At 41.9% G+C, this 24,514-nt stretch carries 22 protein-coding genes; 12 read left to right on the forward strand and 10 right to left on the reverse strand.

Translation table 11 applies throughout. The features are described 5' to 3' along the window. Nucleotides 1-41: 41 nt before the first annotated feature. From OO007_RS02905 to OO007_RS02915, 3 genes are all read left to right on the forward strand, one after another. A complete protein-coding gene (locus tag OO007_RS02905) occupies nt 42-365 on the forward strand; it encodes a DUF2853 family protein (RefSeq protein WP_325807678.1) in 324 nt (107 codons plus the stop codon). A gap of 30 nt (nt 366-395) precedes the next feature. Then, on the forward strand, nt 396-1,010 hold the full coding sequence (gene coaE, locus OO007_RS02910; RefSeq protein ID WP_325807679.1) for a dephospho-CoA kinase: 615 nt from the start codon (nt 396-398) through the stop codon (nt 1,008-1,010). 112 nt (nt 1,011-1,122) lie between these two features. Continuing rightward, nucleotides 1,123-1,884, forward strand: coding sequence for a cell division protein ZapD (locus tag OO007_RS02915; protein ID WP_131904529.1), 762 nt, complete (start codon nt 1,123-1,125; stop codon nt 1,882-1,884). 158 nt (nt 1,885-2,042) lie between these two features. On the opposite strand, the gene clpB is transcribed toward OO007_RS02915, so the two are convergent. The 4 genes from clpB to ftsE form a co-directional block, all read right to left on the reverse strand. Beyond that, nucleotides 2,043-4,646 carry an ATP-dependent chaperone ClpB gene (clpB, locus tag OO007_RS02920; protein ID WP_325807680.1) on the reverse strand — a complete coding sequence of 868 codons (2,604 nt, stop codon included), beginning with the start codon at nt 4,644-4,646 and terminating at the stop codon, nt 2,043-2,045. A 359-nt stretch (nt 4,647-5,005) separates the two neighbouring features. Beyond that, nucleotides 5,006-5,758 carry a sulfite exporter TauE/SafE family protein gene (locus OO007_RS02925; RefSeq protein ID WP_325807681.1) on the reverse strand — a complete coding sequence of 251 codons (753 nt, stop codon included), beginning with the start codon at nt 5,756-5,758 and terminating at the stop codon, nt 5,006-5,008. Between the two features lie 12 nt (nt 5,759-5,770). Further along, nucleotides 5,771-6,727, reverse strand: a complete 957-nt coding sequence (gene ftsX / locus OO007_RS02930; protein ID WP_131904532.1) for a permease-like cell division protein FtsX — start codon at nt 6,725-6,727, stop codon at nt 5,771-5,773. Next, complete coding sequence (ftsE, locus tag OO007_RS02935) at nt 6,717-7,397, reverse strand: cell division ATP-binding protein FtsE (protein ID WP_131904533.1); 681 nt, start codon at nt 7,395-7,397, stop codon at nt 6,717-6,719. The genes ftsX and ftsE overlap by 11 nt, the downstream gene beginning before the upstream one ends. A 169-nt stretch (nt 7,398-7,566) precedes the next feature. On the opposite strand from ftsE, the gene OO007_RS02940 reads away from it, so the two are divergent. Beyond that, a complete protein-coding gene (locus OO007_RS02940) occupies nt 7,567-8,631 on the forward strand; it encodes a thioredoxin family protein (RefSeq protein ID WP_325807682.1) in 1,065 nt (354 codons plus the stop codon). Between the two features lie 285 nt (nt 8,632-8,916). Further along, nucleotides 8,917-10,539 (forward strand): tetratricopeptide repeat protein, encoded by a 1,623-nt coding sequence (locus tag OO007_RS02945; protein ID WP_325807683.1) that lies wholly within the window; start codon nt 8,917-8,919, stop codon nt 10,537-10,539. Nucleotides 10,540-10,556: 17 nt separating this feature from the next. Here OO007_RS02945 and ftsY read toward each other — a convergent pair whose 3' ends face one another. Further along, the gene (ftsY, locus tag OO007_RS02950; protein WP_325808050.1) at nt 10,557-11,636 is read right to left on the reverse strand and encodes a signal recognition particle-docking protein FtsY; all 1,080 of its coding nucleotides are present in this window, start codon (nt 11,634-11,636) and stop codon (nt 10,557-10,559) included. Nucleotides 11,637-11,997: 361 nt separating this feature from the next. Here ftsY and OO007_RS02955 point away from each other — a divergent pair, with 361 nt between their 5' ends. The 3 genes from OO007_RS02955 to rsmD are packed head-to-tail and all read left to right on the forward strand — an operon-like array spanning nt 11,998 to nt 15,592. Continuing rightward, the gene (locus OO007_RS02955; RefSeq protein ID WP_325807684.1) at nt 11,998-13,407 is read left to right on the forward strand and encodes a M16 family metallopeptidase; all 1,410 of its coding nucleotides are present in this window, start codon (nt 11,998-12,000) and stop codon (nt 13,405-13,407) included. 33 nt (nt 13,408-13,440) lie between these two features. Beyond that, a complete protein-coding gene (locus OO007_RS02960) occupies nt 13,441-14,976 on the forward strand; it encodes a M16 family metallopeptidase (protein WP_325807685.1) in 1,536 nt (511 codons plus the stop codon). Next, a complete protein-coding gene (gene rsmD / locus OO007_RS02965; RefSeq protein WP_325807686.1) occupies nt 14,954-15,592 on the forward strand; it encodes a 16S rRNA (guanine(966)-N(2))-methyltransferase RsmD in 639 nt (212 codons plus the stop codon). Before OO007_RS02960 ends, rsmD begins: the two co-directional genes overlap by 23 nt. 65 nt (nt 15,593-15,657) lie before the next feature. Here the strand turns inward: rsmD and OO007_RS02970 are convergent, their stop codons facing one another. The 3 genes from OO007_RS02970 to OO007_RS02980 form a co-directional block, all read right to left on the reverse strand. Then, nucleotides 15,658-16,761: a hypothetical protein gene (locus OO007_RS02970; RefSeq protein WP_131904539.1), complete on the reverse strand. Its 1,104-nt coding sequence runs from the start codon at nt 16,759-16,761 to the stop codon at nt 15,658-15,660. 148 nt (nt 16,762-16,909) lie between these two features. Continuing rightward, nucleotides 16,910-17,959, reverse strand: a complete 1,050-nt coding sequence (locus tag OO007_RS02975) for a tRNA (5-methylaminomethyl-2-thiouridylate)-methyltransferase (protein ID WP_131904540.1) — start codon at nt 17,957-17,959, stop codon at nt 16,910-16,912. A 63-nt stretch (nt 17,960-18,022) separates the two neighbouring features. Further along, the gene (locus OO007_RS02980; protein WP_325807687.1) at nt 18,023-18,616 is read right to left on the reverse strand and encodes a YdcF family protein; all 594 of its coding nucleotides are present in this window, start codon (nt 18,614-18,616) and stop codon (nt 18,023-18,025) included. Nucleotides 18,617-18,824: 208 nt separating this feature from the next. On the opposite strand from OO007_RS02980, the gene OO007_RS02985 reads away from it, so the two are divergent. Genes OO007_RS02985 through OO007_RS02995 form a run of 3 tightly spaced genes read left to right on the forward strand, consistent with a single transcriptional unit; the run spans nt 18,825 to nt 20,335 of the window. Continuing rightward, nucleotides 18,825-19,166: an ArsR/SmtB family transcription factor gene (locus tag OO007_RS02985; protein WP_325807688.1), complete on the forward strand. Its 342-nt coding sequence runs from the start codon at nt 18,825-18,827 to the stop codon at nt 19,164-19,166. Between the two features lie 12 nt (nt 19,167-19,178). Next, a complete protein-coding gene (locus tag OO007_RS02990; RefSeq protein WP_325807689.1) occupies nt 19,179-19,637 on the forward strand; it encodes an SRPBCC family protein in 459 nt (152 codons plus the stop codon). Nucleotides 19,638-19,648: 11 nt separating this feature from the next. After that, nucleotides 19,649-20,335, forward strand: a complete 687-nt coding sequence (locus OO007_RS02995; protein WP_325807690.1) for a DUF899 domain-containing protein — start codon at nt 19,649-19,651, stop codon at nt 20,333-20,335. A 97-nt stretch (nt 20,336-20,432) separates the two neighbouring features. On the opposite strand, the gene fadA is transcribed toward OO007_RS02995, so the two are convergent. Both fadA and fadB read right to left on the reverse strand, forming a co-directional pair. After that, nucleotides 20,433-21,623, reverse strand: coding sequence for an acetyl-CoA C-acyltransferase FadA (gene fadA, locus OO007_RS03000; protein ID WP_325807691.1), 1,191 nt, complete (start codon nt 21,621-21,623; stop codon nt 20,433-20,435). Next, on the reverse strand, nt 21,620-23,788 hold the full coding sequence (gene fadB / locus OO007_RS03005) for a fatty acid oxidation complex subunit alpha FadB (RefSeq protein ID WP_325807692.1): 2,169 nt from the start codon (nt 23,786-23,788) through the stop codon (nt 21,620-21,622). The genes fadA and fadB overlap by 4 nt, the downstream gene beginning before the upstream one ends. Nucleotides 23,789-24,032: 244 nt before the next feature. Between fadB and OO007_RS03010 the strand changes: the two genes are divergently transcribed. Continuing rightward, entirely contained in the window at nt 24,033-24,497 is a 465-nt protein-coding gene (locus OO007_RS03010; protein WP_325807693.1) for a PaaI family thioesterase, read from the forward strand. Nucleotides 24,498-24,514: the final 17 nt, after the last annotated feature.

The following is a 24,514-nucleotide window of genomic DNA, read 5'->3' on the forward strand; positions in this document are numbered from 1 at the left end:
TAATCGTTCGGATTTTCCGGACATATCTAAGGAGATACAAAATGGCAGATGTAGAAAGCGCTATCGCAAACGTAAAAAAGTTCGACAAAGGTGCTGATGATAAATTAATAACTGCAGTTTTTAAGGGGTTGGGCCCATCTGTTCACAACAAAGACTCAAGCTCAGTGGCTTGTTCAGACCCAAAAGAATTAGCGACCGTTAAGAAAAACTACTTAATGAAAAAGCTAGGACTTGAAGACGGACCAGAGCTTGATGCAGCAATCAAAGAAGTGTGCGAAACCATGAAAGAAGACCGCATCAAATCGCGCGTTACTTTCTACTACCTTCTTTGCAAAAAGTTTAAAAAAGAATCTGTATACGCATAATTTAAGATAATTAACGTTTAGATTTTCAAAATGCTAATAGTTGGTCTTACAGGAGGCATCGGCAGTGGTAAAAGTACCGCTGTCGATGCCTTTCGTGTTTTGGGCATTCCCATAATCGATGCAGACAAAATCGCCAAAGACATGGTAGAAATTGGCAGCAAAGCACTCGACGAGCTAGCAGAACATTTTGGTGACGATGTGCTAACCCAACACGGAGCACTGGATCGTCAACAACTCAAAAGCATCATTTTTAAAGACGAAAGCGCACTGCAAAAAGTGGAAGATATCCTTCATCCACGTATAAAAAAAGAAATTAAAGATCAAATTGCCGAAGCTACGGATACCTCTGACGCAGACTACTTAATCGTAGATATCCCTTTACTGGTTGAGAAAAACTATCAGGAAATGTTCGACAAAATCATTGTTGTGGATATTTTGCCAGAACAACAAATAGAAAGAGTGAAGCAACGCGATAATCTCAGCACGGCTCAGATAGAAAACATACTTAAAGCGCAAGCCAGCAGGGAAGAGCGCATTGAACACGCGACACATATACTGGATAATTCAGAGTCGCCAGACTTTTTACAAGAACAAATAATATCACTGCATAAAAATTTTCTCGGTTTATCCAGACCTCAGCTCTGATATACTAAAACGATACTTGATTTAGAAAGCTCTAAACATCTAGATCAAAACTGAGATGTCCTATTGCAACAATTCTAAAATTAAATCGAGTGGGTTTTAATTACTAATAACTATGGCCGTTTACCAACAACCTTTAAATGAAAAAATCCGCCTGTTCATGAGATTAAGTTACCTCATCAAGCGATTTAATAAACATTTAGAAGACCCTACCCCCGTAAATTGCCAGGCAGCCATCATGGTGCTGTTAGAACTGTATAATTTATCATCACGTTTAGATGTTAAAAATGCCGCACTTCATGTGTTAGATATTCAAACACAAGCCGTTAGACAAGTGGAAGGCATGCAGGGCGTCGATAGCACAAGAGCCAATAGAATACTCGAGAAACTCGATGAAAAGAGTAAGCGCCTTTACAGCTTTCGCGGGCAATTGGGCCAACAGTTAAAATCACACAACTTTCTGAATATATTAAAACAACGTGCCTCTATTGCTGGTGGCATCAATGATATTGACGTTCCGCTATTTAATTACTGGCTCAATAAAGATGAAGAAGAAAGAGTTAGAGATTTAAAAGGCTGGGGCAGACCCTATGAGATTGCATTTGAGGCAATCGAGTTATTGATGGAGTTAATCTATCAAGGCAAAGAAGAAAGCGAAGCCGTTGCAAAGGGTGGTTTCTTTCAAGCGACGCTAAACCCAAACACTGACTATCAAATTCTCAGTCTCGAACTGGATGAAAGTGCTGAACTTTACCCAGAAATTAGCGCAGGCAAACAACGTTTTTCCGTTCGCTTTGTTGATGCCAGTACCCTTGAAGAAAAAGGGAAACAAATCATTGAAGATGTGAACTTCAAATTAACGCTATATAGCTTCTAAAAAGCGTTAACACTTTTAATTACTTACGTTATAAATACAAAAATATAGATACAAAAAAGGCCGATTTAGAAAACTAAACCGGCCTTTTTTTATTAAAGCCACCCCCCTACTTTAGAGGTTTTTTTTACAGGGTGACTTAATCGCCTATCACTCAAAACTTAGTGCAGCGTTTGATTTCCAAACACAAGCTTTCCATCTTTAGCATCTACAAAAATAGTATCTCCGGCAACAAACTCACCTGCCAATAATTTTTGCGCTAATGGATTCTCAAGCTCACTTTGAATCGCACGTTTGAGGGGACGAGCACCATAAACCGGATCAAATCCTTCTTCACCGAGTAAATCAAGCGCGCTATCAGTAAACTCAATATGCAATTCGTTTTCTTCTAAACGCTTGTTCAAAATACCAAGCTGTAGCGTTGCGATTTGACGAATCTCAGCTTTGCCTAGTGGTCTGAATACGACGCTATCATCGATACGGTTGATAAACTCAGGACGGAAGTGTGTTCCAACGACTTCCATTACGGCACTTTTCATCTCGTCGTAATTTTCCGCATAACCTTCTTCACCCGCCATTCTCTGAATAACGTCTGAGCCCATGTTAGATGTCATGACAATAACGGTATTTTTAAAGTCTACAGTACGTCCTTGACCATCTGTCAATCGACCATCATCCAACACTTGAAGCAAGATATTGAACACATCAGGATGCGCCTTTTCAACCTCATCCAGCAATACAACTGAGTATGGCTTGCGACGAACGAGCTCCGTTAAGTAACCACCTTCTTCATAGCCAACGTAACCTGGAGGCGCACCGATCAAACGAGCCACAGAATGCTTCTCCATGAACTCAGACATATCAATACGAACCATCGCATCTGGCGTATCAAACAAGAATGTTGCCAACGCTTTAGTTAACTCAGTCTTACCGACACCCGTTGGGCCGAGGAATAAGAAAGAGCCATTCGGACGATTCGGATCTGAAAGTCCGGCACGTGAACGTCTTATCGCATTCGATACCGCAATCACCGCTTCTTCCTGACCGATGACCTGTTTGCGCAACTCATCTTCCATACGGAGTAATTTATCGCGCTCACCTTCGAGCATTTTAGACACAGGAATTCCTGTCCAATGCGCCACGATCTCAGCAATTTCTTCTTCTGTTACTTTGTTTCTAAGTAACTGGAATTCTTTTGTGACATCTGAATCACCGGCTTCTTGTATCTGCTTTTCTAACTCAGGAATACGTCCATACTGCAACTCAGACATACGCTGCAAATCACCCGCACGATGTGCTGTCTCGAGCTCAATACGCGCCTGATCGAGTGCTTCTTTGATGTGCGCTGTTCCCTGAACTGCTGCCTTTTCAGACTTCCAGATTTCTTCCAGATCAGAAAATTCTTTTTCCTGATCATCAATCTTCTCTTGTAACTCATCGAGGCGCTTTTTCGATGCATCGTCAGATTCTTTCTTCAATGCTTCCCTTTCGATCTTGTATTGAATCAGCTTACGCTCAAGCTTATCCATCGCCTCTGGTTTAGAGTCAATTTCAAGACGAATACGTGATGCTGCTTCATCGATCAAGTCGATTGCCTTATCCGGCAGTTGACGATCCGCGATATAACGATGTGACAGTACCGCAGCACTCACAATCGCTGGGTCGGTAATTTCTACACCATGATGCGCTTCGTACTTTTCTTTCAAGCCACGAAGAATTGCAATCGTGTCTTCAACGGTTGGTTCATCAACAATAATTTTCTGGAAACGACGCTCGAGAGCCGCATCTTTTTCAATATATTTACGGTACTCATCCAGCGTTGTAGCACCCACACAGTGAAGTTCTCCACGTGCTAGAGCAGGCTTCAACATATTGCCGGCATCCATAGAGCCTTCCGACGCACCTGCGCCAACCATAGTATGAAGCTCATCGATAAACAGAATGACATTTCCTTCTGATTTTGCGATATCGCTAAGCACTGCTTTTAATCGTTCCTCGAAGTCACCACGGAATTTTGCACCCGCTAATAACGCAGCTAAATCCAATGACAATAAGCGCTTATTCTTGACGCTATCAGGTACTTCGCCATTCACAATACGTTGTGCCAAACCTTCAACCAAGGCTGTTTTACCAACACCTGGCTCACCGATTATTACGGGATTGTTTTTAGTTCGACGCTGTAATATTTGCACCATGCGACGAATCTCTTCATCGCGGCCGATAATAGGATCTATCTTGCCTTGTTCCGCACGTTCGGTAAGATCGATTGTGTATTTTTTGAGTGCCTCACGCTGATCTTCTGCATTTGGATCATCCACAGACTGACCGCCACGCATTGCATCAATGGCTTGTTCTATAGCTGCTTTGGTTGCGCCATTGTTCTTTAATATTGTGCCAAGCTCACCCTTATCTTCTAGCGCCGCTAGAATAAAAAGCTCAGATGAAATGTATTGGTCATTTCTTTTCTGTGCCAGCTTGTCCGTCACATTTAATACACGCGAAAGATCGTTTGATATATGCACTTCGCCAGCGTCTCCGCCAGACACACTCGGCATGCGATCAATCGCTTCGCCTAATTGTGAACGTAGTAAATTTACATTCACACCTGCCTGCATTAATAATCCGCGCGCACTGCCGCCTTCCTGGTCGAGCAATGCCAGCATTAAATGATTGGGTTCTATAAACTGATGATCGCGCCCTAGTGCTAGAGACTGAGCATCTTGTAGTGCCAGTTGAAATTTACTGGTTAATTTATCTGTTCTCATAGTCGTACCTACTTTAATTTTATGTGGGCATTAATTTCTTTAAATTACTCACTTGATGCAAACATCATGTGGACTACATTAGTTATATTCAAGATTCTTATACTAGTTAGTGACATATATCAAGTCAGGATATAACTCCTGAAAAAAGCCTTGTAAGTAGGGGGGTGGCTTAAGCGAAATTGACTTTAAAAAAGATTTGAATAAATTAAGAAAAAAGATGCATCCATTTATTTTAACCACACGTAGTTGATAATTAGATGTCTGCAGGTCGTCATATACCCAAGCATTTGATTGATTCGAATGCTTGGGTTTTTATTTGATTTTTTTGATGAGGTCTATATCCATAAAATTATTTAGCATTAAATCAAAAATAGTTTAGTCGCGATAATCAACAGAGAAACACCCAAAATAAGGCGAACAAATTTCTCGCCCTTTTTCAGAGAAACTTTCACCGCAACAAAAGTACCCAGAACCATTCCCACAGATAGCGCCACCGCGGCAAACCAGTCCACATTTCCCGTTACAATAAAAACAATCACTGCTGGTACAGTAAACACCATGACGATAAATACCTTGTGCATATTGACCTTTATTAGATCCATGCCATACAAGTGCAATAAAGCCGACATAATGATGAAACCCACACCGGCCTGAATGAATCCACCATAAAAACCTACGGCGAACATCACTGGCCATGCGAGCCATTTTTTCCACTTATGATTTTTAGCGTGAGCTATGACTTCTGATTTGGGAAACATTAAGGTGAAAATGATTAACACCATCACGACACCGAGCACTTTGGTGAATAATGCATCATCAATTTTTACTGCATAAAATGCACCCAGAATACCACCCGGGAGTGTCATCAAAGCTAGTTTTAAACTTAAGGGGAAATCGGAATGCTTATTCTTTTTATAGGCAGCCACTGCCGTTAAAGCTTCGACCTGAATAGCGATCCTATTAGAACCATTCGCAACGGTTGCGTCGTATCCTAAAAAGATCATTAAAGGAATCGTTAGCGCAGAACCACCACCTGCCAGAACATTTAAAAAGCCAGCCACGGCACCTACGACAGCTAAAATAACAAAGCTTACAGGATCAGAAAATGTCATCAGAAAGCTGCTTTATTCTTCTAGCTTAGTACTTCTAAGATGACTACCTACAGCAATCCAGGCACCAACAAGTCCGAGTAAACTACTGGCGAATAAAATAAAGAACGTTGTAGCGACACTTAAGCCACTGATAACAAAGGTGCTTCCGTATAACCGAGCCAATTCATTCACGGGCCCAACAAACCATAACAGCGCGAGATGAACCAGAACCAAACTCATGACTCCGCCAAACAAGCCGTACCAAACACCCGTATATAAAAAAGGCCGTCGAATATAAGCCGCTGTTGCACCGATTAATTTAGAGACCTTAATCTCTTCTTTTCGGTTTTCAATATTCAACCGTATGGTGTTACCGATTACCAAAAGAACGGTTAATGCCAGCAATGCCGAAATCACAAATATAGCCCTTTCTGCGATACGCAAAATACTGCGCAAACGCCTTACCCATTCGATATCCATTTGGACTAAATCAATTTCAGGATAAGTGTTTAGCTTAGCGGCGAGCTTTTCCATATCCTCTTCAGGATTGCCGATAAGATTAATATGGGGAGTTACTACCAGCACATGTGGTAAAGGGTTTTCGTCGAGTGTCTCTAAGGTTTCAGCGAAGCCCGTGATCTTGCGAAAATCTTTTAGCGCTTCATCACGCGGTACTAATACGACTTTATCAATTTGCGATAATTCTTCTAAGAGTTCGCCACGATCACGCGCACGCTGTTCTGAAATATCCTGTTTGATAAACAACGAGATCGTCGGCACTTCACGTTTATCGTCGGTCAATGATTTTAGATTTTGCAGTAACAGATGCAGACTCGCTGGCAAACATAACGCAATCGCAATCGCTGCTAAGGTTATCCAGGTCGATAGATTAGATTGCCAGAGTTTTGCAAGGCTATATACAATCGCCTCTTTATGGTGACCCATTAGGCTTCCCAAGAATGAGCCTGACTGGTGGTATTTAGCGCCCATTTTTTAATCCAGCTTTTGTATTTGTTGTTTTCACTTTACGTAAAACAATGATTCGCTTCTTCATTTCTTTAATCAGTTCATGGTCATGACTTGCGATCAGTACGGTAGAACCATATTCGTTGAACTGTTTAAACGTATGCATGATATCGCTTGCCAAATCGGGGTCTAAATTACCTGTTGGCTCATCAGCCAGAATAATCGCTGGCTTATTCACTACCGCTCTAGCGATACCGACACGCTGCTTTTCACCCGCCGACAACATCATCGGAAACTGATCTTCTTTAGACAATAGATTTACTTTATCCAAAGCCGCTCGGACTCTGCGTTTGATATCCTGATGCCGCATACCTTCTATTTTTAAAGGCAGGGCGATATTGTCGAAAACACTTCGATCGAGCAGTAAGTGATGGTCCTGAAAGATCATTCCGATATTACGTCTGAAAGCAGGAGTCTTACGTTGCTTAATCGTTTTCGTATTTTGGCCTGCTACAATGACTTCACCGGACGAAGGCTCATCTAACAAAGCAATTAGCTTTAACAGGGTACTTTTACCCGCACCTGAATGCCCAGTTAGAAATGCCATTTCTCCCTGATTGAGTTTCAAATTGACGTTATAAAGCGCCAACTGCCCAGTAGGGTATTGTTTACTTACCGCGTTAAATTCAATCATTGAATATAGTTTTTATTAGATTAGAGGCCCGTTTCAGGAAGTTTCGAATAACCTTGTCAAATTCTACTAGATTGTTCAGAATTTCCTTTAACGATACAGTGTACCTATTTTAGTGATGAACGCAATTGGTGCTTTTTCAAATCAGCACAATTTATTGGTGAGAAATACTATGAATAAATCGATAAAACTAATGTCATATTTACTGCTATGTGGTGCTTTCCTCATGTTTTCCGCCCACGCAGAAGATAAAAAGATGGGTGAATATTTCGGCGCAAAAACAGCAACCCATCCGGAATGGTTTAAAGAGAGTTTTCTCGATTTTGAAGAAGATATTGAGGAAGCTACAGAGAACAATAAACGACTGGTCTTATACTTTTGGCAACCCGGATGTCCTTATTGCAATCAACTTTGGGAAGAGAACTTTTCAAGTGAGGACGTCGTAAAGACATTCAGAGATAATTTCGATATTATCGCGATGAATATGTGGGGGGATCGCGAAGTAATCAGTGTTGCTGGTAAAAACTTCACAGAAAAATCGTTCGCCGCCGCGTTAAATATCAAGTACACCCCAACCCTCTTGTTCTTCAATGAAAACAAGAAAGTCGTGCACCGCTTAAACGGCTATATTCCCGTTGAAGAATTCCAGCAAAGCATGCGTTATGTTGCTGATAAAATGGAAAAATCACAGTCATTTGGGGAGTATGCCTCTGCTACCAAATCTCCTAAAAAAGCTGCTAGTAGCGATGATCGAAAAGCGCTTATTCCAGAAGATTTCTTCGATAAGACAGGCTCGGACTTGACTCAGAAAGCCAAAGAAATAGATAAATATCTTGCCGTGTATTTTGAAAAAGCGGATTGCCCTAATTGTGAGCTATTACACAACAAAACACTAAAAGATGAAGCAACCCGGGAATTAGCCAAAAAATTTATTTCAATTCAACTGGATAGATTTTCTGAAGCCCCAATAACAACGCCGTCAAATGTAAAGCTCTCATCAAAGGACTGGGCAGACCAACTCGGAATATCCTATCTACCTGCCATTCTCTTCTTTAATCATGAAGGAAAAGAGGTGATGCGTGTGGATGCCCAACTGAGAACTTTTCATATTCAGTCTGTTTTTGATTATGTCATTTCCGAAGCGTATAAAACGGAAGAAAATTTTCAGCGGTATATATCAGCCCGAGCAGAAAGAATCAGAGAAGAAGGAAAGGATGTTGATATCTTTGCTTACTAAAGTGCTTTCAATGCAACCATAAAATCTAAAGGCATCCCCCTACTTACAATGAGATTATTATTTCGTTTTTAGAAATGGCCTACTCATGTATGCGAAAGCTAAATACTAGCTCGCCTTTAGCCGAAACTAGAACTAAGCATGTATAAGGGGACTTTTTTATTTAATTTATTGAATTCATTTAATTTCTAATAGCCAAGACAACCGCTCATCATAAAACTTTCTGATTATTCAAAGCTTACTTTATAGTAAATAATGCCCAAAAAATTGAATAAGGTAACATCAGCCATGGTTAGTGATCCCCCAATCACACCATTAACTTTCACAAAAGAACACGCCCAATTGGTAAAAGACCAATTAAAACGTATTCTGGAAAGCAAACATTTTAGTTCCGCAAAACAAATGCAGAACTTTTTGTCCTATGTTGTAAAAAAAGTATTGGCTGGCGAAGGAAACTCCCTTAAACAATTCACAATTGCGATCGAGGCACTTGAATTTCCAGATGACTTTGATCCAAACCAAAGCCCTGTCGTCCGAATTTTAGGTGGTCGAGTAAGAACCCGTTTAAAGAAATACTACGACCAGGATGGAAGTAACGACGAGATAATCATCAACATTCCTACCGGCTCCTATTCACCAGAATTTCTTGGTGTAGAAGACATTCCAGTTACTACTAAAAAGAAGCAGGAAAAATCCGGTAACAAACAAAAGAAAATCATCGTGGAATCCACAGGACCGTTGCTTACATTAGCCTGCTTCTCGGATAAGACACAAAGCAATGAGGTGAATAAATCACTTTATTTAATCAGCGATAACATTGCCACAAAGCTCAGTCATTTTGTCTTTTCCAAGCTGATTGTATCGATTCCTTTTGCGGATAAAAGCAACTCGGAAGGATCACTGAAAAAGATTAAAAAGAAGCACCAGTCGGATTATTCTTTAACGTTATTGCTACAGGAATTACCAGACAAAAGAAACAATCTGATTTACAGACTTTATGATTCTAATTCAAAAGAGGTTTTGTGGTCAGAAGATTATATTATTGATGCAAAATTCTCATCAGAAGAACTATGCAAAATCAGCGGTAAGATCACTGCAGAAATAGCAGATATTTATAAAGGGGTTATGCAAGCTCATTGGACTAGAAATCTGCTTATAAACCCGGAACAGATTCCCGCAGAAAATCAGGCGCTGGCATATTATCGATATTATTCGAGCCATCTAAATAAAAGATCCATGCTCAAAGCCGTAAGAGTGTGTGAAAGCATTCTGCAGCAAAACCCCAAAGATTTGGTCGCCAATATTATAATGGCAGAGTATTGCCGCCGAGACTATGTGTACGGTTACCGATTAATTGAGCAACCTTTACAAACAGGTAAACTGTGCGCAGAAAAAGCAATACGTATCAGACCAAATTCGCATGAGGCACATTCTGCCTTGGCACAAATCTTATTTTGTTTGAATGAGTGGTCGCACGCTAATGAAGAATTCTCTTTAGCTCGTAGAATTTGCAAACATCATCCTGTGATTGAATATGTCGCGGGTTTCCATCTTTGCATGATGGGAAAATGGGAAGAAGGTATGTCACTAGTCAATGCAGTGCTGGAATTGCCTTATATTCCATCGTGGTATCACACCACGCCTTTCCTTAACTTTTTTAGACAAGAAAAGTACCAGGACGCATTAACGGAAGCCAAAAAAATCACTTCTCCAGGCATCATTCATGGTCCTTTAGCGCGAGCTGTATGCTTTGCCAAGTTAGGCTTAATCAAAGAGGCAAAACTTGAACTTGACGAAGTAATTGCCAGACACACTCATTTTTTAAAATTCGGCAAACTAGGTCTGGTTCGCTTTTTAGGCTCGGAAGAATTAGCAGATAAAATCTGGAACGCTGTAAAACTTATAAAATAATTCGGGAAAGACTTAAACTACTCGTCTTCAGCCAGTAAAGCACCAGCGAATTCGTAAGCATCAAATTCTTGTAAGTCATCAATCGACTCACCCACACCGATAAACCTGACAGGAATTCCTGTTTTTTCTGCCATCGCGAACAAGATACCGCCTTTCGCTGTACCATCCAGTTTAGTAACCGTTATTCCTGTAACGCCCAATGCCGCATTAAACTCAGTGGCTTGTGCCAAAGCATTTTGACCAATACTTGCATCAACGATTAACATAACTTCATGAGGTGCATTTGTATCGATTTTTTGCATCACGCGTTTAACTTTCTTCAGCTCTTCCATCAAGTTAGTTTGCGTATGTAAACGACCAGCAGTATCTGCAAGCAGCACATCAATCTTTTTCGCTTTAGCCGATTCCATCGCATCATAAATAACCGAAGCACTGTCTGCTCCCGTACCTTGTGCAACCACAGGAATATCGTTTCTTTCTCCCCAAACCTGCAATTGCTCAACGGCTGCTGCTCTGAAGGTATCACCCGCAGCAAGCATCACAGATTTCCCTTCATTCTGGAATTGTTTAGCCATTTTACCAATGGTAGTGGTTTTGCCAGCGCCGTTAATACCCACAAGCAAGATCACTGCTGGGCCATCAATATCTTCTAAATCCAATGGTTTAGCCACAGGGCGTAATATTTTAACCATCTCCTCGTATAATGCCGTCATCAAGGCATCGTAATCGCTTAATTCATTACGAGAGGTTCGCTTGGTCAAATCATCAATGATCCGCTGGGTTGCTTCGATGCCCACATCCGACATTAAAAGTCGGGTTTCTAACTCTTCAAGAACATCGTCATCGATTTTCTTCTTGCCTAAGACAAGCGCACCCATTCCTTCTGTTAAGGTACTGCCTGTTTTAGATAAACCGGATTTCAGGCGATCAAATAAGCCCTCTTTTTTAGGTTTTTCTTTTGGAATAGCAATGGCTGCTTCAGGTAGTTTAGGAGCTGCTGCTTCAGGGGCTGGGGCAACTTCTTGTTCGAGATTAACTTCCTGAGTTTTTTCTTCGTTTTTTTGCTGATCTGTTACCGCATTATTTGCCTCGGCAATTTCTGCGTTAACATGTTGTTGTTCAGGAACTTTTTCAGCCAAAACTTGTTCTAAGCTATCTGTTTCTGGTTGACTCTGATTAGCCGTTTCTGCAGCTTCATCTAATACAGTTGAAGAGTTTGGATCCTTACTGGCATCTTCTGCGTTAAAACTAGAGTCATCCTTGGATTCTGTGAGAGAATCCGTAGTTTGAGTGTCTATTGATTGCTGAATTGATTGCTGAGCTTCTTGTTCGACCGAAGCTTCTATCTGCTCATCTTTAGTCTCTTCAATTACTTTAGTTTCTTCAACTGGCTTTTTTTTCTTAAATAGTCGGAACATTGTTATACTTTAACTTTTTTGGGTTTATATGCGAAAAATAATGAATAGAAGTTTATCACCTGAGACACCAGCTCGTATTAGTTTTTTATCTATCCTATTGTTGTCACTTTTAAGTCTTACTCAACCAGCATTAGCCGAAAATGAAAACCCGGTTCACGAGTACGAACTCGATAACGGTTTAAAGGTTTTAGTGAAGCAAGATAAACGCGCCCCTGTTGCCGTTATCCAGGTCTGGTACAGAATTGGCACAAGCTATGAATACGAAGGTATCACGGGCTTATCTCATGCTCTTGAGCACATGATGTTTAAAGGCACTAAAAAGTATAAATCCGGCGAATTCGAAAAAATGGTATCTGCCATCGGTGCTCGGAACAACGCATTTACTTCTCAAGATTACACTGCATATTACGAAGTTTTGGCTAGCGACAAACTCGAAGATGCGATGGAAATTGAAGCTGATCGCATGAGAAACCTGGTTTTTGATCCAGCAGAATTCAAAAAAGAGATCGAAGTGGTTAAAGAAGAACGTCGTTGGAGAACCGATGACAAACCCAGCTCTCTGACTCGCGAACAATTTAACGCAGTCGCATTCCTGAACAGCCCTTACCGTGCTCCTGTAATAGGTTGGATGGTAGACCTTGAAGGCATGAAACTGAAAGATGCCAAAGAATGGTACAAAAAATGGTACACACCCAATAACGCAACACTAGTCGTTGTAGGTGATGTTGAACCTGAGAAAGTATTCGATATGGCGAAGAAGTATTTCAGCGTTTACGCCAGTAACGATTTACCTGAAGTTAAAGCCAGAACGGAAGTTGCACAAAAAGGTAAGAGAAACATCGAATTAAAGCTACCGGCGAAATTAGCAAATTTACGCATGGGCTTTAAAACACCCGGAATGATCAGCGCCAAAAAAGGCAAAGTCCCAGCCTGGGAACCTTATGCACTCGAAGTACTTGCTAACATACTTGACGGTGGCGACAGCGCAAGATTTGCTAAAAATCTGGTTCGTGGTAAAGAAATTGCTGCTTCTGCAGGCGCTGGATACTACGGCTACGGTAGATTAGATAACCTTTTGGTAATTTCAGGTGTTCCTGCCAATGGCGTCAAAACCAGCGACCTGAAAAAATCACTATTGGATGAAATCAACATCTTAAAAACTGAGTTAGTTAGCGATGCAGAACTTAAGCGCGTAAAAGCACAAGTGATTGCAGGTGAAGTTTTTGAACGCGATTCAATTCAGCACATGGCAACCTTATTGGGTTCTTTAGAATCAGTCGGGCTTGGTCATAAATACATCGACCAATACGTACCTGGTGTTCTTGCCGTTACCGCTAAACAGATTCAGGAAGTGGCAAATAAATACCTCATCGAAGACACATTGACTGTCGCAGAGCTTATTCCACTCCCCTTAAATTCGGGTAAAAAGCCTGCATTTAAAGCCAACTAACAAGTGAGAAATATTAAAGAGAGCAATAAGCTAATGACAACAAAGCTAACGACAATAAAAATCATGACTAAAATTCTTTTCACTGGGCTGGCACTGTTATTCGTACAGTTGAGTTTTGCTGCACCAAAAATTGAAAACTGGACAACAGATTCTGGATTACGTGTCTATTACGTCAACGTACCTGAATTGCCAATGCTGGATTTACGCCTAACCTTCGCGGCTGGTAGTGCCTACGATGGCGAGAAAATGGGAATCTCAGGCATGACCACCAGCATGCTAAGCAAAGGAGCGGCAGGTTTAAATGCTGACCAGATTGCAGAAGCATTTGAAACCGTAGGTGCTGAATTCTCAACCGGTACTGGCTTAGATTCTGCATGGATAAACTTACGTTCTTTAACCTTTGAAGAACAATTAGAACCTGCCTTACAAAACTGGTTAAAAGTCATCCAGAAACCTAATTTCCCAGAAGCCGATTTCGCACGCTTAAAGAAACAGGCGCTGGTAGGTTTAGAGGCCGAGAAACAAGACCCTGGCTCCATCGCTAGCAAAGCGTTTTACGCTAATCTGTACGCGGGACACCCGTACTCGCAACCTCAAAATGGTAATGAGAAAACTATTGATGCTTTAACCATCGATGAACTCAAAGCATTTTTTAAACAGTACTATGTAAATAAAAACGCGCAACTGGCACTAGTAGGCTCGATCAGTAAAGAGCAAGCCAAGAAGATCGCACTACAAGTGTCTAACGCACTCCTGGATGGTGACAGAGGCGTTGGCGAAAAAGCCGCTGATATCCCACCAGTTAAACCATTAACCGAAGCGAAGGTCGTGCATATTCCTTTCCCTTCATCGCAAGCACACGTAATGATCGGTCAACCAGGCAATAAGCGTGGCGACAAAGATTACTTTACGCTTTATTTAGGTAATCACGGTTTAGGAGGCAGTGGCTTTACCTCTCGTTTGATGAAAGAAATTCGTGTTAAACGTGGTCTTTCATACAGCGTATACAGCTACTTCATCCCGATGAAAGAAAATGGTCCATTCATGCTTGGGCTACAGACAAAACTCTCTCAAACAGATGAGGCCATTAAAGTCGCAAGAGACGTACTTAACACCTTCCAGAAAGATGGTCCATCTGAAGAAGATCTTGCTGCCTCAAAGTTGAATATTACAGGTGGATTTCCTCTACGTACCGCAAGCAATAGCGACATCATTGGCTATATTGACATGATTGGTTTCTATGGTTTACCGCTTGATTACTTGGATACGTTTACTAAAACTATCAACGCTATCACTAGAGATCAGGTTGTAGATGCATTTAAACGCAGGTTAGATACCGATAAGCTACTTACGATTATTGTTGGTGGCGAAGCGAAAGACGAAGAATCATCAGCAAGCAAAGATACCGCAGAAAAAGCACCTGATCTGACAAAAGCCCCAGTACTGCTTGCGGCAAATGAAGCAACCGCTAAGGCAGGCAACGAAACAGCAACTGATGAAGCCGCCGAAGATGATGCGGCTGAAGACGAAACTGCAGAAGACGAAGATGAAGAACCGGACTGCGACTAAAAAATCGCCTAACAATCATTCTGCCAGCCGCAATAATTCTTCCAGCAACGGAAAAAAAGGGTCAAATACCTTAAGAATAATTGGTGGTGAATGGCGCAGTAGAAAACTTCAATTTCTAGATGCGCCGGGTTTACGCCCTACTCCCGACCGAATCCGAGAGACTCTATTCAACTGGTTACAAGGCTCTATTCATGGCTCTCACTGTCTCGATTTATTTGCAGGCAGTGGGGCGATTGGATTAGAAGCGCTTTCTCGTGGCGCTAAATCCGTGGACTTCGTAGAAAAGAACGCAGCTGCCAGCAAACAGTTAAATTCAAATCTCAGCCTTCTCAAAAGTGATTTAACCGTGTTTCAAGTTGACGCTCTTCGTTTTCTGGAACAGCACGAGGCCAATCAACCCTACGATATTATTTTTCTCGACCCGCCATATCGACAAGGTTTGCTGGATAAGTCCCTAGAATTGTTAATCTCCAAATCATTAATCAATGAACACTCGTTGGTTTATTTAGAACATGAATCAGAAGAAGCATTCGATTTTACTAAGTTTGACCTAGAAGAAATTAAACAAGCATCGGCAGGTCAAGTACAAAGCTACCTGTTACAAGCTATTAAATAAAAAAACGCCCCAAAGTAGGGGGGTGCCTAAGCGCTCTTAAATAGTCTTTTTATTATGTTTATGGGTCAATCAGTAGTTCGATTTATGCGATAACTCTGATCAATCACTATACGTTGCTTCAGCCCTTTTCCAACAATGGCGGGGATATTATTGTATAAACTTTTATGCATTGCCTTTATCGCTGGGCTTTCAATTGATAAACCTAATTTTACCGCAACATACTCAGCCTCTATCGCAAACAGAATCTGTTCGAGACTGTCGTTGCTCGAATCTTCCAGAGCTTTCCAGTCGCTGATAATTTTAGTCAGTGGTTTCTCAAGATCACGGTTTTTATATAAATGATCCCTTAAAATTGCTGCTTGCTGGGCAGATAATCGAATCAGTTCCTGTAGCGTTTCTACTTCGTTTTTAAGACGCTCATCCAGACTCGCCAAAAACCTCAATAACTCACCAATCGCAAAATTATTAAACGGTATTATGCTTTCACGTAAGGCTTCATTCAAAGCCATCTGTTTTTTGGATTTCGACGGATTTCTATTCGCATCTAATAACTTTCGCGACTGATCGAGACTTTTAACCATCACATCCTGCACGCTATAAATATGCGCCTGATAGTCTTTCTCTGCTTTTTTTAACTGGGATTCTATCTGCACCGCCTGCTGGGAAAACTTGGCCAAAACATCCTGGCTGTCCATCGTATTGTGCGCAATCCACGCGCGCCTCACTTCCTTGTCGGCTTCAAGATAGGCCTTATGCAGATTTTTATAGGCAACGCCCCATTGGTCTTTAACATGCCTGATAACATCCGCATGATTGGGGTGTTCCATCTCCATATTTTCTACGTTACGAATCAAACCATTCATGGAAGAAAGGTTCTTCAGTAAAGAATGTCGGGATTGGGTCAGCGGTTCGTAGACACTACTGACAAAGGATTCTAATTTGATTTGATTATTTTCTTGCTGAATTTCAGCACGCCAATTTGAAATGCCTTTAAAAATCAGCGCAAAAATGATGATACTAGGGATAAACAAAACCCCAGCCAGCGTCGACATTTTTTCCGGAGGGAGGCGTCCATCTTTTTTGATTTGACGCATCAGTAACACTAAAACGGCAAAAACCAACAGTGATAACAGCAGAAAAATAACTAAAATGAAATTAGCAAATGTCAAAAATCACACCCATATTTGTCGAATTACTAACGTGATAAATTACTAGCTGGATAAACGCCAAGAAAAATTGATCATAAGGCTATTTTTTAAATAACTCAAAGTTTATATGCGAACGGTAGGTTAGATGCTTTGTAGATAATTTTTATAGTTAAAGCATCCACTCTTTATTGATTTCTGAATCTTTTAGCGGCTTCACTTTAAATTCTCTTTCTTCTTCGCCAAGCAAGCCAACACCAAATGTCACTTCGTCGGCATCTCTGCCCTGTCCATAACGTGCCGTAATACTCGCGGCCAAATGAATATCTTCCGCAGAAATATCACTACCATCCAGTAGTGTTAACGGACCGCCATGACTTAAAGTAGAAAGATAGGTGAATTGTTTTTTATATCCCTGCAAAAAGCGCGACTCGCCTTCTTCACGCGCAATAATCATTTTAAAATTATCACGAGGACGGAAATGGCGACCGATTTTCAATAACATGACATCATCAAGTTCGTAGGTTTTACCTTCCGCACGATGGCCTAATAAATCCTTCATTTTATCGGAGTAATTAGGATCGGTAAGGAAGCAACAACCACCTGCTGGCTGTGCATATTCATCAAAATTCCATTTTTCAGCTAAGGCAATTTGAGGTTTACGATTACGCCCAGAGAAGTCGAATAGTTTTTCACGATCTACCCAGCCTTCTTTTTCTGGTTTCGTCAGTGGCAAATTTTTGGCACAAAGGGGACGCAGCAATAAATCATCCGCACCGGATTCACTCGCGATAATCGGCATGGTTTGTTTGCGCTGTGACATAGGTCGCTGCCCCATCACTTCGCCAGTCACGATAAAATCGAAGTCATTTTCGGCAATCCATTCATGGGCTTTTTTAACCATGAAGATTTTACAATCCAGACAAGGGTTAATATTAGTCCCGTAACCATGTTTAGGGTTAATCACCACATCTTTGTATTCTTCAACAATATCGACGATATGCAGTTTTATGCCTAATTGTTCTGCAACCCATAAGGCATTGTTTCTTTTTGGCTTTGAAGACTTCTTCTTGCGAATAGCATGAGTATGCCCTTCCACGCAAAAGCCCGTGAAAAAGTTAACCCCTTCAACATGAATACCTTGTTCAATCATTGCTTTGGTTGCTAATAAAGAATCTAGACCACCAGAAATGAGTGATACTGCTTTGCGTTGTTCTGACATATCGATAAAAATTTAAGTGCGTTAAAAGCGGGATTATTACAGCGTTACCTCTATTTGTCACATTTACCCATTAAAAACCAAGTAATGCAGGTAAAAATACACTTCTCGCAGCAAAAATGGGGCTTTGGTTTTCACACTTTGATAACGAGTGGTCGGTGTTGCAGAAGCTTGGACAGCGACCAGACCAATGTCTTCTGCCATCATCATTGCGCGTTTGCTATGCAACGGATCGCTGACGACCAAGGTACTAGTTAAGCCTTTTGTTATGACTAATTTTTGCGCCTGGAGTAGATTACCTCTGGTGGTCTGAGATTCAATTTCCGTCAAAATATCTGTTTCTGGAACACCCAGAGTCACCGCCAGGTTTTTAGCGACAATAGATTCGGCATGCGTTTCGCCATCACCCAAACCACCGGTGAAAATGATTGTTTGGATATTCCCTGCTTTGTATAAATTAACCGCGTGATTAATCCGCTCTCTAAAAACAGGGGAAGGTTTATCGTCATATACCGCAGCACCAAGCACGATAGCCACATCAGCCTTGTCCGTTAATTGTCCGACCGGAAATGTTGCTATCTGATAAGCAAGAAACAATATCCATAAAAGGAAGACGAAGACTAACCACTTGCTAGCTTTGAATAGACGAGGAAAAAACATAAGCACTAGTTTATACGAATTATTTAGCTAGAGAAAAAGTGCCTCGCAAAGCATAAGTTCTTTGAGTTATATCAGACAACAAAATAAAAAACCCTTTATAAGTAGGGGGGTGCCTTAAGTAACAATCAGGCAGTTACAACTAGGCGCTATTGACAAGATACCAAAAGGTATCATATTATATAGTACCATTTGGTATCACATTGACTATATGACTGACAAGCTGCAACAATCCTTCAAAGCCCTCGCCGATCCATCCCGACGTGAGATCTTATTGCATTTGAGCAAACAGGATATGACCATCAAAGAAGTCTCTGAACACTTTGATATGACACGTGCCGCAGTAAAAAAACACTTAACGATATTGCAACAAGGCAACCTGATCTCTATTGAAAAAAGCGGCAGAGAACGCATCAATAGCCTAAAGCCTGAAGGCTTAAAAACAGTCACTAACTGGATGGCGTATTTTGATTCATTCTGGGATCAGAAACTGAATAACTTACAACAAGCAATGACAAACTACACGCAAGAGAAAGATCAAAAAAAGAAATAAAAGGAGAAAAAAATGAATAACAGCACGATTCACAAAACAGCCTTTTTTAACGCCCCACAAGAAACACTCTGGGCATTCCTGACCGAAGCAGACAAGCTCGGCCTTTGGTATCACCCCGCACGCCATGATCTGGAAGAAAATCAGGATTATGCCTTATATGATGCCGATGAAGATGACGGCGAAACTGCATTAATCTGGGGCAGCGTTCTCGAATGGCAACCCGTTTCAAAACTCGTCTATACCTTCAATATTTTTCCACTAGAAGGCGTTAGCACCACTGTCACCTGGCAACTGGAAAAAGCCTATGGCGGCACATTACTTACCCTCACTCATGAAGGCGTCGGCGACATTAATGAAAACCCACTAAACTTATTAATGGCACTCGACGATGGCTGGGATGAGCATCTCGGCAAACTAAGAGCACAATTGAAAAACAAAGAACAACAGACCCCAAGTTGCTCGGATCATTAAAGGATTCGATCATGAATAAAATTAACAGTGTTACTCGTGAAGAATGGCTAAAAGCCCGAAAAGACTTCCTGATTAAGGAAAAAGAATTCACTTACGCCCGCGAAAAGTTAAGCGAAGAGCGCCGTAATCTACCTATGGTGAAAATCGAAAAAGATTATCAATTTAACGCTGAAAGTGGCAGACAGACTTTGAGTGAGTTATTCGGCGATCACCAGCAACTCATTATTTACCATTTTATGTATGGTGCTGACTGGGAACAGGGTTGCCCGAGCTGCTCTTTCTGGGCAGATAATTTCGACGGAATAGATACTCATCTAGCTGCTAGAAATACATCTTTTGCCGTGACATCAAACGCGCCATTAGACACTTTAATTAAATATAAAAAACGCCTTGGCTGGAACTTCAACTGGGTATCTTCAACAGACCTTGAGTTCGGTACTGATTTTGGGGTGAGTTTTTATGATGAGGAAAATGACGGTGCTTATAACTATAGCGAGTGGACGCCAGAAGGAGAAATGCCGGGGATTAGTGTTTTCATTAAGCAAGACGGCGATATCTATCATAGTTATTCCACGTATGGACGAGGACTAGACATGTTAAATGGCGCTTATCATTACCTAGATTTGACACCCATTGGGCGAAATGAAAAAGACCTTGAATATACTCAGGCGTGGGTCAAACGGCATGATGAGTACTAGAAAAACCATGAAATATAAGACACCCCCCTACTTTAGGACACTTTTTTAAAAAAGCGCCCTAAAGTAGGGGGGTGTCAAATTAATGCTAAATGATTAACTAAACCCTTTCAAAGACCGTTGCAATACCCTGTCCATGACCAATACACATTGTCGCTAAGCCAAAGGTTGCGTCTTTCTGTTGCATAATATTCATTAAGGTTGTGGAAATTCTTGAACCAGAACAACCTAGTGGATGCCCGAGTGCAATTGCGCCACCGTGGAGATTCACCTTCTCATCCATTACATCCATAATGCCTAAGTCTTTCAGGACGGGCAGTGATTGCGCGGCGAATGCTTCATTGAGTTCGAACACATCAATATCAGCTACCGTTAAACCTGCTCTTTTCAGTGCTTTTAACGAGGCAGGTACTGGACCGTAACCCATAATAGCTGGATCAACACCTGCTAATCCCATTGATACAACGCGTGCGATTGGCGTTAGCCCAGCCGCTTGTGCTGCTTCTGCCGACATAATCACCATTGCTGATGCGCCATCGGATAATGCAGAAGATGTTCCAGCTGTAACCGTTCCGCCTTTGGGATTAAACACTGGGCGTAATGCAGAAAGTGTTTCAACTGTGGTTTCTGGACGAATGACTTCATCAATATTAGCCATCATCGGGACACCTAAGTCATCGTGGCCTGGTGTTGGGACTATTTCATTGGCGAATTTTCCGTCAAGCGTTGCTTGCTGTGCGAGTCGGTGCGACCTTGCGCCAAACTCATCTTGTGCTTCGCGAGTGATACCGTGTTGAACTGCCAGCATTTCAGCGGTCATGCCCATCATATTCGATGCCATTGCCGCATGCTTGGCAAAACCGGGGTTAATATCGATACCGTGATCCATCGGTACATGACCCATGTGCTCTACACCGCCAATTATGTAGCAATCACCCTGCCCTGACATAATGCTTTGAGCCGCTGTTTGTAATGCCTGCATCGAAGATCCACACAGGCGATTGACTGTTTGCGCCGGTACTTCATGAGGCAAACGTGTTAGTAAAGCCATTGTTCTGGCAATATTCAAACCCTGTTCCATGGTTTGATAAACACAGCCCCAAATCACATCATCTACTTTTGCCGGATTGAGGTTTTCATTACGGTCGAATAAGGCTTCAACTAAATGCGCGGATAGCGTTTCGGCACGCGTGACTTTATATATACCATTTTTAGATTTGCCCATTGGCGTTCTCACGCAATCAACGATTACGGCATCTCTCGGATTATATTTGTTACTAGAAATGCTCATGCTTCACCCCCAAAGAACTGGACATTATTAACAGCCATATCGGCCAATAGTTTTGGTACTTCGTAAGCCGCACCCAAATCAGAATATTTATTTGCCATCGCGACAAACTCTGCGGTGCCGATGGAATCGATATAGCGCAACGCCCCTCCTCTAAAGGGTGGGAAGCCAATACCCCAGATTAAACTCATGTCTGCTGCTTCTGGTGAATCAACAATCTTATCTTCAAGACAACGAACCACTTCTAAACACAATGACAACATCATGCGCTCGGTGATTTCTTCATCGCTGAACTCCTCTGCGCTTCGAATTGCGCTTGAAGTTTTAGCAACAAGTGTCGCGGCTTCTTCATCAATAAGCTTTTTCGGTTTACCACGTTTATCTGCTTCGTATTTATAATAGCCACTACCTGACTTTTGACCCAGGCGACCTAGTTTATACATAGCTTCAGTGCTTGAATTGAAATCAATTTTCATACGTTCTGGATAACCCTCTGCCATAACAGCAGAACCGTGACAGGCAACATCAAGCCCAACCACATCCAATAAATAAGCAGGTCCCATTGGCCAACCAAAGCGTTCCATCACTTTATCGATATGCAAGAAGTCAGCACCATCATTGACGAGCTTTTCAAAAGCATTTAAATACGGGAATAACACGCGGTTTACCATGAAGCCTGGGCAGTCATTAACCACAATCGGCTTTTTACCAATCGCCAAGGCATAAGCGACTGTTGTTGCGATCGTTTCATCTGATGTTTTCTCACCACGGATAATTTCAACCAACGGCATTAATGGCACAGGGTTGAAAAAGTGCATGCCACAAACACGTTCTGGTTTTTTCGTGGCTGTTGCAAGTTCTGTAATGGAGATCGTTGAGGTGTTTGATGCGAGAACGGTATCTTCGTCTACGATATCTTCCAGCTCTGCGAGCACCATTTTCTTGATCTTCACGTTTTCGACAACGGCTTCAACGACGATATCGGTATTTGCCACATCACCATAAGTCAGCGTGGTATTGATGCGAGCTAGCGTATCTGCCATCACGTCAGTCGTCATAATGCCGCGACCCACACGTTTAGCGAGAAGCTTTTTCGCTTCTTTCATGCCTAATTCCAGGGCTTCGTTGTTGATGTCTTTCATGATAATCGGCGTGCCTTTCAGCGCACTTTGGTAAGCGATACCGCCTCCCATAACGCCTGCACCCAAGACAGCTGCGGATTCAATTTTTGCCGCAGTTTTTGTGAGCTTTCTCGCCTGGCGATTCAACGCCTGATCATTAAGGAATAAACCAACCAAATTCGCCGCAACTTCGGTTTTGGCTGCTTTAACAAAGCCTTTGACTTCGACAACCATGGCTTCGTCACGATGCATATTGGCGTGAGTTTGCATCGCATCGAGTGCAATTTTTGGTGCAGGATAATGGGGTCCTGCTTTTGCCAGAATCATGCCTCTGGCTGTTTCGAATGACATTAACTGTTCGATTTTATTCAGCTTGAGGCCATTACGCTTTTCTTCACGGCGCGCTTCGTAATCCATCGAACCGTCGATACAACGTTTCAATAAGGTCATCGCTGCATCGTATAACTGATCTGGTTCTACAACCGCATCAACCGCGCCTTTTTTCAGGGCTTCTTCCGAGCGTTGTTGTTTACCCGTTGCAATCCACTCCAGTGCGTTATCCAGACCGATCAAACGAGGTAGACGGAAACTGCCACCCCATCCCGGGAATATGCCCAGACTGATTTCTGGCAGGCCAACTTTGGATTTTGTGGTGATTACGCGGTAATCGGTTGATAACGGCAGCTCGAAACCACCGCCTAATGCCACGCCATTGATGGCACAGACCGTGGGAAACGGTAAATCTTCGATCTCCGCGAATGCTTTTTGAATGTCGAGCAAGCGCTGTTCGAATTCTTCATCGGGTAATGCGAACCAACCCAGAAATTCAAAGATATCTGCACCGACGATAAAATCACGCTTACTGCTGGTGAACAGTAACCCTTTGATCTCGGAGACTTTCTCTTTGATTGACGAAACGGCTTCAATCACTTCTGAAATAGTGGCGAGATTGAGTTTATTTACCGACGAATCTTGCAGATCGAAATTTAGCTCTGCTATACCGTCTGAATTAAGTTTGACGGTTAGGCATTTGCCTTGATACATCATGCTTGCTCCTTTTTGTTATTACTAGCATTGTTATTACTTGTATTCTTATTGATTTATTAGTCACCCCCCTACTTACATCCGTTTTTTTGGACAGTGGGAGTCGTGATATTGAATTTAATTACAAACTTTAGTGTAGATCATTTGAACAAATAGTTATGTAAGATAAATCAAAATTAATGTTAGGCTTTAAAACTATAAAAATAAAATTAACACAACAATTAATACATATATGACGAGGTGAAAAATGACATTTAGCGCTTTTCAGGATGCATACCCGGAAGCACTCAGCCATTGCTATGGTTGCGGCAGTAATAACGATCACGGTTTACAACTAAAAAGTTACTGGGACGGTGATGAAACTATCGCCAGATACAATCCACGCCCTGAACACACGGCTATTCCTAATTTTGTCTACGGTGGCTTGTTAGCATCTATTATTGATTGTCACGGCACGGGCTCTGCATCTGCTGCGGCAACCAAAGAATTTGGTGTTGAAGGCGAATCGGCTTTGCGTTTTGTGACGGCTAATTTGAATGTGGATTTCCTCGCACCGACACCAATGGGAGTTGAATTAGAAGCGCGAGGGACTATTCGTGAACTCAAAGAAAAGAAAGTAATTGTGGATATCGTGGTTTCTGCAGATGGCAAACCTTGCGCAAAGGGATCTGTGATTGCGGTGAGAATGCCAGATTCGATGATGCCAGATTAAAGAATTTCAGATCAAGA

Origin of the sequence: Cocleimonas sp. KMM 6892, from assembly GCF_035798195.1 — a bacterium.
Lineage (GTDB): Bacteria > Pseudomonadota > Gammaproteobacteria > Thiotrichales > Thiotrichaceae > Cocleimonas > Cocleimonas flava.